We start from the raw sequence: 14,293 nt of genomic DNA, 5'->3' as shown, positions 1-14,293 counted from the left end.
TTCGCTCAGTCGTCGTATCAGCCGCCGTGTCAGTCGTCGTAGGAGTCCACCGGCGGGCAGGAGCAGACCAGATTGCGGTCCCCGTACGCCTGGTCGATACGCCGCACCGGCGGCCAGTATTTGTCGGAGGCCTCCACGCCCACGGGGAAGGCCGCCTCCTCGCGGGTGTACGGGTGCTCCCAGTCGCCGGCCAGCGTGGCGGCCGTGTGCGGGGCGTTGCGCAGCGGATTGTCGTCGGCCGACCATGCTCCGGAGCCGACCTGCTCGATCTCGCCGCGGATCGCGATCATCGCCTCGCAGAAGCGGTCCAGCTCCCCGAGGTCCTCGCTCTCGGTGGGCTCGATCATCAGCGTCCCGGCGACGGGGAACGACATGGTCGGTGCGTGGAAGCCGTAGTCGATCAGCCGCTTGGCGATGTCGTCCACGGTCACGCCGGTCGCCTTGGTCAGCGGCCGTACGTCGATGATGCACTCGTGCGCGACGAGCCCACCCGGCCCGGTGTACAGGACCGGGTAGTGCGGCTCGAGCCGCTTGGCGATGTAGTTCGCGCCGAGCACCGCGACCTGCGTGGCCCGCTTGAGCCCTTCGCCGCCCATCAGCCGCATGTACGCCCAGGAGATCGGCAGAATGCCGGCCGAGCCCCACGGGGCGGCGGAGACCGGGCCCACCCCGGTCTCCGGGCCCGCCGCCGGCTGCAGGGGGTGGTTCGGCAGATGCGGGGCCAGGTGGCCGCGGACCGCGACGGGGCCCACGCCCGGACCGCCGCCGCCGTGCGGGATGCAGAACGTCTTGTGCAGATTCAGGTGCGAGACGTCGCCGCCGAAGTGGCCCGGCTCCGCAAGGCCCACCAGGGCGTTGAGGTTCGCCCCGTCCACGTACACCTGACCGCCCGCGTCGTGCACGGCGGCACAGATGTCGGCGACGTGCTCCTCGAACACTCCATGCGTGGACGGATAGGTGATCATCAGCACGGCGAGCTCGTCGCGGTGCTTCTCGATCTTCGCGTGCAGGTCCTCGATGTCGATCTCGCCGTCGTCCGAGGTCTTGACCACGACGACCTTCATTCCGGCCATCACGGCGCTCGCGGCATTAGTGCCGTGCGCCGAGGACGGGATCAGGCACACGGTGCGCTGCTCGTCGCCGTTCGCCCGGTGGTAGCCGCGCACCGCGAGCAGACCCGCGAGCTCGCCCTGCGAACCGGCGTTGGGCTGCAGCGACACCTTGTCGTAGCCGGTGACCTCGGCGAGCCGCTCCTCCAGCTCACGGATCAGCGTGAGATAGCCCTGCGCCTGGTCGCCCGGCGCGAAGGGGTGCAGCGTGGCGAACTCGGGCCAGGTGACGGCCTCCATCTCGGCCGTCGCGTTCAGCTTCATCGTGCAGGAGCCGAGCGGGATCATGCCCCGGTCGAGCGCGTAGTCGCGGTCGGAGAGCCGGCGCAGATAGCGCAGCATCGAGGTCTCCGAGCGGTACTGGTGGAAGACCGGATGCGTGAGGTACGCGTCGGTGCGAAGCAGCGCCTCCGGCAGCGTGTCCCGGACCGTGCCGTCCAGGGCATCCACATCCGCGTCCACACCGAACGCCGCCCATACTGCGGCGAGTTGAGCACGCGTGGTGGTCTCGTCGCAGGCGATGGACACCCGGTCGCCGTCGACCTGGCGCAGATTGACGCCGCCCTCACGCGCGGCGGCGACGATCCCGTCCGCCTTCCCCGGCACGCGTACGGTGACGGTGTCGAAGTACGCCCCGTGCTCGACCTCCACTCCGCCCGCCTTCAGCCCTTCGGCGAGGATCACGGCGTAGCGGTGCGTGCGGGCGGCGATCTCCTTCAGCCCCTGCGGGCCGTGGTAGACGGCGTACATCCCGGCCATCACGGCGAGCAGCACCTGGGCGGTGCAGATGTTGCTGGTCGCCTTCTCACGGCGGATGTGCTGCTCACGGGTCTGCAGCGCGAGCCGGTACGCCCGGTTCCCGTCCGCGTCCACCGAGACGCCGACCAGGCGCCCGGGCAGGCTGCGTGCGAACTTCTCCCGTACGGCCATGTATCCCGCGTGCGGACCGCCGAAGCCCATCGGCACTCCGAAGCGCTGCGTGGTGCCCACCGCGATGTCCGCACCGAGTTCGCCCGGCGAGGTGAGCAGCGTCAGGGCGAGCAGATCGGCGGCGACGGTGACGATCGCACCGAGCTCGTGCGCCTGGTCGACCAGCGGCTTCAGATCCCGTACCGCGCCCGAGGCACCCGGGTACTGGAGGAGCACACCGAACACTCCGCGCTCGGCGACCTCGGCCGGGATGCCCTCCGAGAGATCGGCCACGACGACCTCGACACCGGTCGGTTCGGCCCGGGTCCGGATCACCGCGACGGTTTGCGGGAGCGCTTCGGCGTCGATCAGGAAGACGCCGTCCTTGACCTTGCCGACCCGCCGCGCGAGCGCCATCGCCTCGGCCGCCGCGGTGCCTTCGTCGAGCAGGGAGGCTCCGGAAGTGGGCAGACCGGTCAACTCGGCCACCACGGTCTGGAAGTTGAGCAGAGCCTCGAGCCGGCCCTGCGAGATCTCGGGCTGGTACGGGGTGTACGCCGTGTACCAGGCAGGGTTCTCCATGACGTTGCGCAGGATGACGGGCGGGGTGAAGGTGCCGTAGTAGCCGAGGCCGATCATCGGGGTCACGACGTCGTTGCGGTCCGCGAGCGAGCGGAGCTCGGCGAGCACCTCGGCCTCGCTGCGGCCCTGTTCGAGCCGCAGTGCCTCCGCACTCTTGATCACGTCCGGCACGGCGGCCGCGGTCAGCTCGTCGAGCGATCCGTATCCGACCTGGGCCAGCATCTTGGCCCTGGCCTCGGCGTCCGGGCCGATATGGCGCTGCTCGAACGGAATTCCACGCTCCAGCTCGGTGAGCGGAATGCGATTGGCGGTCATTGCGGAGGCCTCCTGGTCGTTCGCGACCTACGAGGGGCACCACGGCGCGGGTACCCGGACGGCCTCCCCCTCTGTCATCTCAACCTGAGAGCTTCACCGGGAGGCTCCGCGCCACCCGGCTTGCACCGTCGGTGAGAGCGGAAGCCGTTGACACCCGCCCTGCTTTCCAGAGTGACCTCGTCCGTGCGGTACTGGGGCCTGAGAGATTCCGGGGAGGATTTGCTCCTTCGGCGCCACCGGTGATCTCCACCGGAGAGCTCTCCCGCACGGGGTCGACAGCCGTCTGCCAGCCTACCAGCGAGGTCCGCGCCCGAACCCTCGAGTGGCCGAGGCCGCCGTTCTGCTCTTTCGTAGGGGATACGGATGAGTTGCGACGTGCTGGAGGGACCGTGCAGACGGACATCGATCCGCGCAGCCTGATCGGCCGCAGGGCCTTCGACCGCGACGGCACCAAGCTCGGAACGGTCGACGAGGTCTATCTCGACGATGCGACGGGCGTACCCGAATGGGCAGCGATACGCACGGGTCTCTTCAGCCGGGACGCCTTCGTCCCCTTGGAACCCAGCGATCTCGTGGACGGTGCGCTGCGTGTGCCCTTCGTCCGCTCCCTGATCCGCGACGCCCCCGACTTCGGCGTCGGCCGCCATCTCTCCCCCGAGCAGGAACTGCAGTTGTACCGCCACTACGGCATCGACGTCGCGCCTCCCGGCAGGCCCGCGCCGCCCCCGCCGGACCGGGATTTCGGCCGCATCGCGGGCACGGACGACACCCACTGAACCGGCGGCGGCGCCGCACCCGTCTCTGTGCCCTCACCCGTCTCCGTGCCCTCACGGGCCGGTCGGCGCACCCGGCACCTCGGTGCCGGCCACCTCCCCTCCGGTCACCAGCGGCAGCGGCTCGGCGGGATCCAGGTCCGGATCGTCCGTCCGGAACGTACGCACCCGCCCCGGCGCGGAGTCCGGCGTCTCGAACCGCACGGTCACCCTCCCGAGCCCGCTGCCCTGCACCCACCCCGGCCCGAACTCCGTATGCCGCACGTCCTTCCCAGCGGCCCAGATCCGCTCCGCCGGTTCCGCACGCGGCGCCGCCTCTGCCTCCTCGCCGGCGCCGGCTCCCGAAGCAACCTCCTCGCCCGGCCCTGAGCCGGCGGGCTCCGCCGTCAGCTCCTCCTCCACCACCCCGTCCGGATGCACATGCGCCTGCGCGAACAGGTCCTCCTGGGTGAAGTCGGCGAGCCCGCTCACTCCCACCCCGAGCAGCCGCACCCCGCCCGTGGTGTCCACACCGTCCAGGAGCCGCGCGGCAGCCTCCCGCACCACCGAGGGATCGTCCGTCGGCCCGCGCAGCGTCTCCGACCTGGTCAGCGTCGAGAAGTCGTACCGCCGGATCTTCAGCACCACCGTGCGCCCCGAGCGGTCGGCCGCACGCAGCCGCTGCACGCACCGCTCGGCCAACCGCCCCACCTCGAGCCGGACCCGTACCCGGTCGTGGATGTCCACATCGAAGGTGTCCTCCACGGACACCGACTTGGTGTCCCGCTCGGCCACCACCGGCCGCTCGTCATGCGCGAGTGCCATCGCGTGCAGTGCGATCCCGTGCGCCTTCCCGAGCAGGCGCACCACCTCGTCCTCGCCCGCCTCCGCGATCTCCCCGACTGTGACGATCCCGGCCCTCCTCAGATGATCCGCCGTCGCCGGTCCGACCCCGGGCAGCGTACGGACCGGCATCGGCGCGATCAGCTCACGCTCCATGCCCGCGGGGATGAGCACCAGGCCGTCGGGCTTGGCCTGCTCGGACGCGATCTTGGCGAGCATCTTGCAGCTGGCCAGACCCACCGACCCGGTCAGCCCGGTGACCTCCCGTATCCGCTCCCGCAAGCGCCGCCCCGTCTCACGCGCCGAAGCCTCGTCCCATGCGGCACCGGCCGTCTCCAGGTCCACGAACGCCTCGTCCAGGCTCAGTGGCTCCACCAGCGGCGAGAGCTCGCGCAACAGGCCCATGACCTGCTCGCTGATGTCGCGGTAGAGCCCGAATCGCGGCACCAGATATGCGGCGTTCGGCGCAAGCCTGCGCGCCTGAGCCATGGGCATGGCTGAATGCACTCCGAAGCGTCGGGCCTCGTACGACGCGGTGGCGACGACGCCACGCGGCCCCAGGCCGCCCACAACGACCGCCTTGCCGCGCAGGCTCGGCTTCGCCGCCTGCTCCGCCGAGGCGAAGAAGGCATCCATGTCCAGGTGAAGAATCGAGGGCACCGGTCTCACACCACCGATGCTGCCCTACGCCACTGACAATCCGCCGCCGGCGGGCCCGCCCGCTCAGACCGCCCGGTTACGACGGCGTGCCAGCTCGTCGGCCGGGTGGTTCCCGATCAGCGTCTCGCCGGTGTCCACACGCTCGCCGTGCAGCTGCGAAACGGCCGCCTCGACATCGCGGCAGACCACACCCACGGCGATCCCGAAGACCCCTTGCCCGCCCTGCAGCAGACCGACCACCTCGTCCGGCGAGGTGCACTCGTAGACCGTGGCACCGTCACTCATCAGCGTCATCCGCTCGAGGTCCGCGAACTCCCGGTCCCGCAGATGCTGGACCGCCGTACGGATGTTCTGCAGCGAGACCCCGGTGTCGAGAAAGCGCTTGACGATCTTGAGAACCACGACATCCCGGAAGCTGTACAGCCGCTGCGAGCCCGACCCCTGGGCCGAGCGGACACTCGGCTCCACCAGACCGGTACGCGCCCAGTAGTCGAGCTGCCGATAGGTGATGCCGGCGGCCGCGCACGCCGTCGGCCCGCGGTACCCGATCCGGTCGGACGCATCCCCAGCACCCGACCGCACCTCGGCCGACCGCATCGGAACCTGCCCGGCCGCGTCGCTGTGCAGCGGATACGGACTGCCCGCCGCCGAACCGTCGCCGCTGCTTCTCACGCCGACCTCCGTCCTTGACCTGCCTTCTCGAAGGTAGGGAGTACCCAGGGGCACGTCAACGAACGCCACACTCGCCACGCCGGGTGATAATCACCCCGAAACGCGTTTCGCAGGCGATATGGCTGGGAAAGGCTGACCGAATGGCCTGAAGCAGGCCATCGGCCACCGGTCACTGGCTGTTGGTACCGAAGTCCTCCGGCGAGATCTGGTCGAGGAACTCGCGGAATTTCTCCACCTCGTCCTCCTGCTCGTCCGGAATGGCGATTCCCGCGTCGTCGAGCACATCGTCACTGCCGTAGATCGGCGTACCGGTGCGCAGGGCGAGCGCTATGGCGTCGGAGGGGCGGGCACTGACTTCCACGCCACTGGCGAAGACCAGATCCGCGTAGAAGACACCGTCCCGCAGATCCGTGATCCGCACCTCGGTGAGCTCCTGGCCCACAGCCTCGAGCACGTCCTTGAAAAGGTCGTGCGTGAGCGGCCTCGCAGGCGCCATGCCCTGCTGCGCGAAGGCGATCGCGGTCGCCTCACCTGGTCCGATCCAGATGGGGAGGTACCGGTCACCTCCCACTTCACGCAGGAGCACGATCGGTTGGTTGGAGGGCATTTCGACCCGGACACCGACAACGTCGAGCTCATTCACACAGCAACCCTAGGACCTGCCCGGCAGGTTTGGGTAGTCGGGCACCCGTACGGTCAGGGCAGCCGCACGCCGAGAGCCGTCCGGACGAGGGCCGCATGGAGCTCCACGGTCAGCCCGGCCAGCTCCTTCGTACGCTCTTCCGCGGCCGCCCGGGTCTTCGGGTTCCGATGTCGTCGCAATGCTCCGACCAGCTGGTCCACCAGCAGGGCCTGTCGATCCGCGGCGCCCTTCATGGCGCGCAGATGCCGTGGTTCGATGCCGAGGCCGCCGAGCGCCGCGAGCAGCTTCGCGACCTCGACAGTTTCACGCGGATACCCTCCGCCCTCCACGGGTGCGATTAGCCCGTACGACTCCCACTCGGTCAGCTCGGACTCGTCCGCCTGCGCCGCGGCGAGCAGTTCCGCCCGACCGATCAGCGCAACCGTGCGCCCGTCCGACACCGCGGAATCGCCGTTGTCCGACCGCCGGCGCTCGGGGACCGACGGCACGGCCGCCTCACCGCGCTCCACGGCCACCAGGTGTTCCCTGATGACCTTGAGAGGCAGATAGTGATCGCGCTGCATCCGCAGGACCTGAGCGAGCCGCTCCACGTCCTCCGGGCTGAACTTCCGATACCCGGACGGCGTCCGCACCGGGTCGACCAGACCCTCGGACTCCAGGAAACGGATCTTGGAGATGGTCACTTCGGGGAATTCGTCACGCAGCAGATTCAGCGCGGTGCCGATGCTCATCAGCCGGCTCTCCGCGGTGGCGGCGCCCTGTCCGGCGCCGCCCCTCGGTGTATGAAGCATGGACCTTCCCTGGGGGCGCGCCCCCGGACAGCGTCCGGGGATCGGTCAGATGCTCCGCTGACTCGCGTAGAAGACCAGCCGGTACTTGCCGATCTGCACCTCGTCGCCGTTCGCCAGCGGGACCGAGTCGATCCGCTCGCGGTTGACGTACGTGCCGTTGAGGCTGCCGACGTCCGCCACCGTGAACTCGCCGTCCGCACCGCGACGGAACTCCACATGACGCCGCGACACCGTCACGTCGTCGAGAAGGATGTCGCTCTGGGCGTGCCGTCCCACCGTCGTCAGCTCACCGTCGAGGAGGAAGCGGCTGCCCGAATTCGGACCGCGGCGCACCACCAGGAGCGCCGAGCTCGGCGGCAGGGCGTCCACGGCCGCCTGGGCCTCGGGGGAGAGCGTGGGGATCGGTGTCTGGCCGGTGGCTTCGGCGTCGTACGCCTCGATGCCCGAGATGGAGATCGTCGACGTGGTCTCGGAGGGCCGCTCACCCGGAGCACCGGCCCGCAAGGGCGCACCGCAGTTGGAGCAGAAGCGGCTCGCCTCCGCATTGCGGTTGCCACACCTCGTACAGACCAGGGCCGACATGGACGGGTCCTCCTGCCGCGGATGCCCAGCGGGGGCATGGGTTGCGTACGGGTCGGGGGTCAACCCTCCACCCGTACTTGAGGTTGACGGTTCTCCGAAACCTATGCGGCCGGAAGCGGCAGGGTCAACAGACGACGCGCCCTGTCCGCCCGAATTGTCACCCCCGGGGCCGGCGACCTCATCGCGGAAGAGCGGGCGCTCCCCCTGGCTCTCGGCATCCGCCTGACGCGGCGCGCGATGCCTGGCCGAACCCTCGCCGTCCTGGCGGGAGCTCTTGCCGAACAACTTCGCAAACAACTTCACGGGCGATTCCCCTTGACCGAAACAGACCCGCCCGTGGGGCAGGACGAACCCTGAACTCTCTCACCGGCCGAACCGGACACCCTCACAACGTCCGTATCCACCCGACAGTTTCCACCACGCACCAGAAGTCCGGTGCCCCGACCCCCCGCTAGCTCCCGCCCCGTCGCCGGAAGCCCTGCCCGATCCGTCCTCACTGGGCGGACGACCGAGCGTAGTCAGGACGATTCGCCCGTCGCAAGGCATCCACGACGATCTTCTCGCCCCGTGTGACGGACACCGTGGCCTGCTCCTTCTCCAGTGTCTGCACCACACCGCCGGGAATGTTCAGCGCGGGCTCCAAGTCCTGCGGCTTCCCGATGACTTTGAACCGGTACGGGGACGCCACCTTGCGCCCGTCGATACGCACCCCGCCCTCGGTGTCCGTGAAGTAGGTACCGGCGACGACCCGCACATCGTTGATCTGAATCGCCTCCGCACCCGCCGCACGCAGCTCCTGGATCGCATCGAGGAGCATGTCTGCCTCCACCTTGCCCCCCGCATCGGCGATGGTCAGGCTTATCCCGGGCCCTTCGGCCGCCACCGTGCCCGCCAGCACACCCAGTTGACGTTCCTTCTCCTCGGTCTGCTTGCGCGCCTCTTCTTCTTGATCCGAGCTGTTCTCCAGCTCGGTCCGCTGGTCGTCGAGTCGCCGCTTCTCGTCCTCAAGACGCTGAGTACGCCCGTCGAGTTCATCGAGAATGCGGACCAAGTCCTCCTGACGTGCGCCGCGCAGTGCGCTTCCCTCGCTGTTGGACCGCACCTGGATCGCCAGACCGAGGCCCAGGACGAACAGCAGCACGGCCACGATCAGCTGCGCACGGGTGACCCGGGGCGGCCAGAGGCTCTCCAGCAGCCGCTGCCGGCCGGTGGTCTTCTCCTCCTCCGGGCGCTCCGGCTGATCCTGCTCGTCAGAGACCGGCTCGGGCTGCGTGGGCGGCAGCGGCTGACGCCGTTCGATCGGCGGCTCGTCGGGGCCGGATGCGTCCGCAGTGGGCTTGTCCTCGCTGCTCATCGCCTCACGCCCGGAACACGTGCCGGCGGATGGCCGCGGCGTTCGAGAAGATCCGGATACCGAGCACGACCACCACGCCCGTGGACAGCTGCGCTCCGACCCCGAGCTTGTCGCCCAGGAACACGATCAGCGCGGCGACCACCACGTTGGAGAGGAAGGACACGACGAAGACCTTGTCGTCGAAGATGCCGTCGAGCATCGCGCGCAGCCCTCCGAACACCGCGTCGAGCGCGGCCACCACCGCGATCGGAAGATACGGCTCGACCACTGCGGGGACCTCGGGCCGGATGAACAGCCCGACCACCACTCCCACCACGAGGCCCAGTACGGCGATCACGATGTGCCCTCTCCTGCTCGCGGCTCCGCGTTGCGCAAGGCCAGACTCGGCGCCGCGGGAAGCCGTAGATCCTTTTCGACCGAAATAGCGGTCCTGATACCGAAGTTCTCCTGCAGCGCATGGAGGTACCGGCCGTCCGCACTGTCCTGGAACTTGGAACTCATCCGGCTGCCGTTCCCGACTGCCAGGACGGTGTACGGGGGCACCAGCGGCCGGTTGTCGACCAGTATGGCGTCTCCCGCGGCCCTGATCGCCGAGAGCGCGGTCAGGCGCTGCCCGTTGATCGAGATCGCTTCCGCACCCGACTGCCAGAGGCCGTTGACGATGTGCTGCATGTCCCGGTCCCTCAGCCGTCCGTTGTCCGAGAAGTCGGAGCTCTCGCGGGGGCCTCCGCCGGACGACTCACTGCCGGACGCATCGTCCACGACCAGCTTCACTCCGGGGCCGGTCACCTCGGTCGCGCCGGACAACAGGGCCACCAGCGCCGCCTTGTCGCCACCGTGCTCCCGCAGCGCTTCCTGCTGGCGCCGACCGACATCGGCGCGCAGCTCGTCCACCTCTTTCTCGATCCGGTCCGCGGTGTCCGTCTCCCGCTCGATACGGTCGATCAGTTCTTCCCGCTCCTTGGCCACCACGGGAGCCTCCACCCGTGCCTGAGCCGCGCCGACCGTCACCACCAGCGCGGCCAGTACCAGACCGGCAGCGAGTCCGAGCTTGGCGCGCAGCGTCCGGGGCAGTCCGCTGTCGCCCTGCGCCCCTTTGCGTTCCGCGGCCTCGGCATAGCCGTCGTCGAGGCTGTGGTCCATCACATTGGTCAACAGCGACATCGAGGCGTCGGGGCGCGCCCGTGCTCCGGAGGTGCTCCGAACGGGGGGCTGCTGCGACATGCCGCACATCGTCGCACGTGGTGGCCACTACCTCCGAATGGCCCCATCGGCGCGCCGGGCGGCACGGGTAGCCCCTGCCGCCCGGCGTGCTCCGGTCAGCGACCGGCGCTGTCCACGACGGCGGACCACTCGTCCAGGAGCGCCTGTGCCGAAGCGGTGTCGGGGCCCTCGGCCCACAGATGGGTGACCGCCTCCGCAGGGTCCGGGAGCACCATGACCCAGCGCCCGTCGGCCTCCACGACCCGTACCCCGTCCGTGGTGTCCACGGAACGGTCTCCTGCCGCCTCCACGACCGTACGCATCACAAGTCCCTTCACCGCCCACGGAGTTGCCAGGTCCCGGCGCAGTACGTGTGCGCGCGGGATGCGTGCGTCGATCTGGCTCAGGGTGAGCTGCGTACGGGCCACGAGACCGATGAGCCGTACGAAGGCGGCCGCGCCGTCGAAGACCCCGCTGAACTCCGGAATGATGAAGCCGCCGCGACCGTCACCCCCGAAGACCGCACCTTCACCGCGCCCCACCCGCGTCAGATCGTCGGGAGACGTGGTGGTCCAGTCGACCTGTGTGCCGTGATACGCGGCGACCTGCTCCGCGATGCGTGTCGTCGTGACCGGCAGCGCGACCCGACCGCTGCGCCGCTCCGCCGCCACCAGATCGAGCAGGACCAACAGGGCACGATCGTCCTCGACGATCCGTCCCTTCTCGTCGACGAGCGACAGACGCTCACCGACCGGATCGAACCGCACGCCGAAATCCGCCCGCGCCGATGCCACGATCTCGCCGAGCCTGACGAGCCCCGCTCGCCGGGCATCGCTCGTCTCCGTCGGCCGGGATTCGTCAAGACCCGGATTGATCGTCAGCGCATCCACGCCGAGCCGTCCGAGCAGACTGGGCAGGACCAGGCCGGCACTGCCGTTGGACGCGTCCACGACCACCTTGAGGCCCGACTCCCGAACCCCGCTCGTATTCACGTTCCGCAGCAGCGAACCGGTGTACGAGTCGTAGACGCTCGACGGGAAGTGCAGGTCACCGATCTCCCCAGGGAACGCCCGCCGGTACTCCTGCCGTGCGTACACCCGGTCCAGTTTCCGCTGACTCGCCTGCGACAGGTCCGACCCCGTCCCGTCGAAGAACATGATGTCGACGGAGTCCGGCACCCCCGGTGTCGTACGGATCATGATCCCGCCGGCGCTCCCCCGTGCGGTCTGCTGCCTGGCGACCGGGAGCGGTACGTTCTCCAAGTCCCGTACATCGATGGCGCTGGCCTGCAGTGCCGAGATCACCGCCCGCTTCAGGGCCCGCGCGCCCCGCGAATGATCGCGAGCGGTGGTCACGGTGGAGCCCTTCTTCAGCGTCGTCGCATAGGCGCCGGCCAGCCGAACCGCCAATTCCGGTGTGATCTCGACATTGATGATCCCGGAGACGCCCCTTGCCCCGAAGAGATGTGCCTGCCCCCTGGACTCCCAGATCACCGAGGTGTTGACGAACGCACCCGCCTCGATGGTCTTGAACGGATACACCCGCACGTTGCCCTGGACGATCGACTCCTCGCCGATGAAGCATTCGTCACCGACGACCGCACCGTCCTCGATCCGGGACGCACGCATGACATCGGTGTTCTTGCCGATCACACAGCCTCGGAGATTGCTGTGCGGGCCGATGTACACGTTGTCGTGCACGACGCTCTTGTGCAGGAACGCTCCGCTCTTCACCACGACGTTGGAGCCGATCACCGTGTGCTCGCGAATCTCCACGTCGGCTTCGACCTTGGCGTAGTCCCCGATGTAGAGAGGTCCTCGCAGGACCGCATCCGGGTGCACTTCGGCGCCTTCGGCGACCCACACTCCCGGCGAAAGTTCGAATCCGTCGAGCTCCACATCGACCTTGCCCTCGAGGACGTCGGCCTGCGCCTTTACATAGCTCTCGTGTGTGCCCACGTCCTCCCAATAGCCCTCGGCGACATAGCCGTACACGGGCTTGCCTTCCTTCATGAGCTCAGGGAAGACGTCTCCGGACCAGTCGACCGGCACATCCGGGTCGACATAGTCGAAGACCTCGGGCTCCATTACGTAGATGCCGGTGTTGACCGTGTCGGAGAAGACCTGGCCCCAGGTGGGCTTCTCGAGGAAGCGCTCCACCTTGCCGTCCTCATCCACGATGGTGATACCGAATTCGAGGGGATTCGGCACCCGAGTCAGGCACACTGTGACGAGCGCGCCCTTTTCCTTGTGGAAATTGATGAGATCAGTCAGATCGAAATCCGTGAGCGCATCCCCGGAAATGACCACGAACGCATCGTCCTTCAGCGCCTCCTCGGCGTTCTTCACGCTCCCCGCGGTCCCGAGTGGCTTCTCCTCATTGGCATAGGTGAGCTCCATACCGAGCTCTTCCCCGTCACCGAAGTAGTTCCTCACCAAGGAGGCGAGAAACTGCACGGTCACCACGGTTTCGGTGAGCCCATGCCTTTTGAGCAGCCTCAGCACATGCTCCATAATCGGCCGATTGGCCACCGGCAGGAGCGGCTTGGGCATACTCGAGGTCATGGGGCGAAGGCGTGTGCCCTCGCCTCCGGCCATCACGACGGCCTTCATGTCGGAAGAGTCCTCCTTGAAGAGACGACTGTCCTGCCGACCAGGCCCGTCCGGAAGTGTCCGCTCAGATCTGCTGCGGGCCAACTCCCTCTGCACGGCCACGAAGAGGCGGGCTCAATCGGCCTGGGAGTCCGCCCTTACCAGGCGGCGGACCTGAACCACGTAGAGGATCCCTGCCCACCAGTACAGCGTCGTACCCCAGCCGGCGAACGCCCATCCGAAAATAGCAGCGAGTGACCCCAGCCAGCCACTTGAGTCACTGAGCAAAAGGAGCGGGAAGGCATACATCAGGTTGAACGTCGCTGCCTTGCCCAGGAAGTTCACCTGTGGCGGCGGATACCCGTGCCGGCGAAGGATGCCGACCATCACCAGCAGCATCAGCTCGCGCGCAAGCAGGAGAGCCGTCAGCCACAGCGGCAGGATCTCCCGCCAGGTGAGTCCGACAAGGGTGGACAGAATATAGAGCCGGTCGGCAGCGGGATCCAGCAGCCGGCCGAGCTTGCTGATCTGATTCCATCGACGCGCCAGCTTGCCGTCGAGATAGTCGCTGATGCCGCTCAGCATGAGCACCACCAACGCCCATACGTCGCAGTTCGGACCGCCGAAGACCGGCCACAGAATCAACCACAGGAACACAGGCACACCGACGAGGCGAGCCATGCTCAGGATGTTGGGAATGGTGAGCACCCGGTCCGTCTGAACGCGGGTCTCCTGGACCTCCACCCGGGGCCTCCTGTGGGGGATGTGCTGACGATGCCCCACGACTTTACCCGCAGGCCCGGCGAGGACATACAGAGGGGTACACCGGAAAACAAAAAGACGCTGGTCCCGGAACCGAAGTTCCAGGACCAGCGTCTTCATCACAATTAGTTCGGCGGCGTCCTACTCTCCCACAGGGTCCCCCCTGCAGTACCATCGGCGCTGTAAGGCTTAGCTTCCGGGTTCGGAATGTAACCGGGCGTTTCCCTCACGCTATGACCACCGAAACACTATGAAACACATCAACCGGAGCCGTGACCAACATGGCTACGACGGTTGTTCGTGGTTTCAGAACCAACACAGTGGACGCGAGCAACTGAGGACAAGCCCTCGGCCTATTAGTACCAGTCAACTCCACCCCTCACAGGGCTTCCATATCTGGCCTATCAACCCAGTCGTCTACTGGGAGCCTTAACCCCTCCAGGGGGGTGGGAGTCCTCATCTCGAAGCAGGCTTCCCGCTTAGATGCTTTCAGCGGTTATCCCTCCCGAACGTAGCCAACCAGCC

12 protein-coding genes, 2 rRNA genes and 1 riboswitch are annotated in these 14,293 nt (G+C 68.1%); of the genes, 1 reads left to right on the top strand and 13 read right to left on the bottom strand.

Features of this window, described 5'->3' with window-relative positions:
- Positions 1–29 precede the first annotated feature (29 nt).
- Positions 30–2,915 (bottom strand): aminomethyl-transferring glycine dehydrogenase, encoded by a 2,886-nt coding sequence (gene gcvP, locus DY218_RS03685; protein ID WP_128554439.1) that lies wholly within the window; start codon positions 2,913–2,915, stop codon positions 30–32.
- Between the two features lie 176 nt (positions 2,916–3,091).
- Positions 3,092–3,190: riboswitch (glycine riboswitch) on the bottom strand.
- A 114-nt stretch (positions 3,191–3,304) separates the two neighbouring features.
- Between gcvP and DY218_RS03680 the strand changes: the two genes are divergently transcribed.
- Positions 3,305–3,691, top strand: a complete 387-nt coding sequence (locus DY218_RS03680) for a PRC-barrel domain-containing protein (protein ID WP_128554438.1) — start codon at positions 3,305–3,307, stop codon at positions 3,689–3,691.
- A 51-nt stretch (positions 3,692–3,742) separates the two neighbouring features.
- Here the strand turns inward: DY218_RS03680 and DY218_RS03675 are convergent, their stop codons facing one another.
- From DY218_RS03675 to DY218_RS03620, 12 genes are all read right to left on the bottom strand, one after another.
- Positions 3,743–5,179 (bottom strand): DNA polymerase IV, encoded by a 1,437-nt coding sequence (locus DY218_RS03675; protein WP_128554437.1) that lies wholly within the window; start codon positions 5,177–5,179, stop codon positions 3,743–3,745.
- Positions 5,180–5,233: 54 nt separating this feature from the next.
- The gene (locus DY218_RS03670; protein WP_128554436.1) at positions 5,234–5,842 is read right to left on the bottom strand and encodes a MerR family transcriptional regulator; all 609 of its coding nucleotides are present in this window, start codon (positions 5,840–5,842) and stop codon (positions 5,234–5,236) included.
- Positions 5,843–6,011: 169 nt separating this feature from the next.
- On the bottom strand, positions 6,012–6,485 hold the full coding sequence (locus tag DY218_RS03665) for a bifunctional nuclease family protein (protein WP_128554435.1): 474 nt from the start codon (positions 6,483–6,485) through the stop codon (positions 6,012–6,014).
- A gap of 53 nt (positions 6,486–6,538) precedes the next feature.
- On the bottom strand, positions 6,539–7,276 hold the full coding sequence (ftsR, locus tag DY218_RS03660) for a transcriptional regulator FtsR (RefSeq protein ID WP_128554434.1): 738 nt from the start codon (positions 7,274–7,276) through the stop codon (positions 6,539–6,541).
- Positions 7,277–7,321: 45 nt separating this feature from the next.
- Positions 7,322–8,203, bottom strand: coding sequence for an FHA domain-containing protein (locus DY218_RS03655; protein ID WP_233521343.1), 882 nt, complete (start codon positions 8,201–8,203; stop codon positions 7,322–7,324).
- Positions 8,204–8,351: 148 nt separating this feature from the next.
- Positions 8,352–9,212, bottom strand: a complete 861-nt coding sequence (locus DY218_RS03650; RefSeq protein ID WP_128554432.1) for a DUF881 domain-containing protein — start codon at positions 9,210–9,212, stop codon at positions 8,352–8,354.
- Positions 9,213–9,216: 4 nt separating this feature from the next.
- Positions 9,217–9,549, bottom strand: coding sequence for a small basic family protein (locus DY218_RS03645; protein WP_111663691.1), 333 nt, complete (start codon positions 9,547–9,549; stop codon positions 9,217–9,219).
- Positions 9,546–10,445 (bottom strand): DUF881 domain-containing protein, encoded by a 900-nt coding sequence (locus DY218_RS03640; protein ID WP_128554431.1) that lies wholly within the window; start codon positions 10,443–10,445, stop codon positions 9,546–9,548. Before DY218_RS03640 ends, DY218_RS03645 begins: the two co-directional genes overlap by 4 nt.
- An 86-nt stretch (positions 10,446–10,531) precedes the next feature.
- Positions 10,532–13,027, bottom strand: coding sequence for a mannose-1-phosphate guanyltransferase (locus DY218_RS03635; RefSeq protein WP_128554430.1), 2,496 nt, complete (start codon positions 13,025–13,027; stop codon positions 10,532–10,534).
- 114 nt (positions 13,028–13,141) lie between these two features.
- Entirely contained in the window at positions 13,142–13,750 is a 609-nt protein-coding gene (locus DY218_RS03630) for a CDP-alcohol phosphatidyltransferase family protein (protein WP_128554429.1), read from the bottom strand.
- A gap of 146 nt (positions 13,751–13,896) precedes the next feature.
- A 5S ribosomal RNA gene (gene rrf / locus DY218_RS03625) occupies positions 13,897–14,013 on the bottom strand.
- A 91-nt stretch (positions 14,014–14,104) separates the two neighbouring features.
- Positions 14,105–14,293, bottom strand: a 23S ribosomal RNA gene (locus tag DY218_RS03620); the annotation flags it as partial.

Source organism: Streptomyces triticagri, from assembly GCF_003429565.1.
Lineage (GTDB): Bacteria > Actinomycetota > Actinomycetes > Streptomycetales > Streptomycetaceae > Streptomyces > Streptomyces triticagri.
Note: the sequence above shows the minus strand (reverse complement) of the source record. Positions and strands in the feature narration are given on the sequence as shown.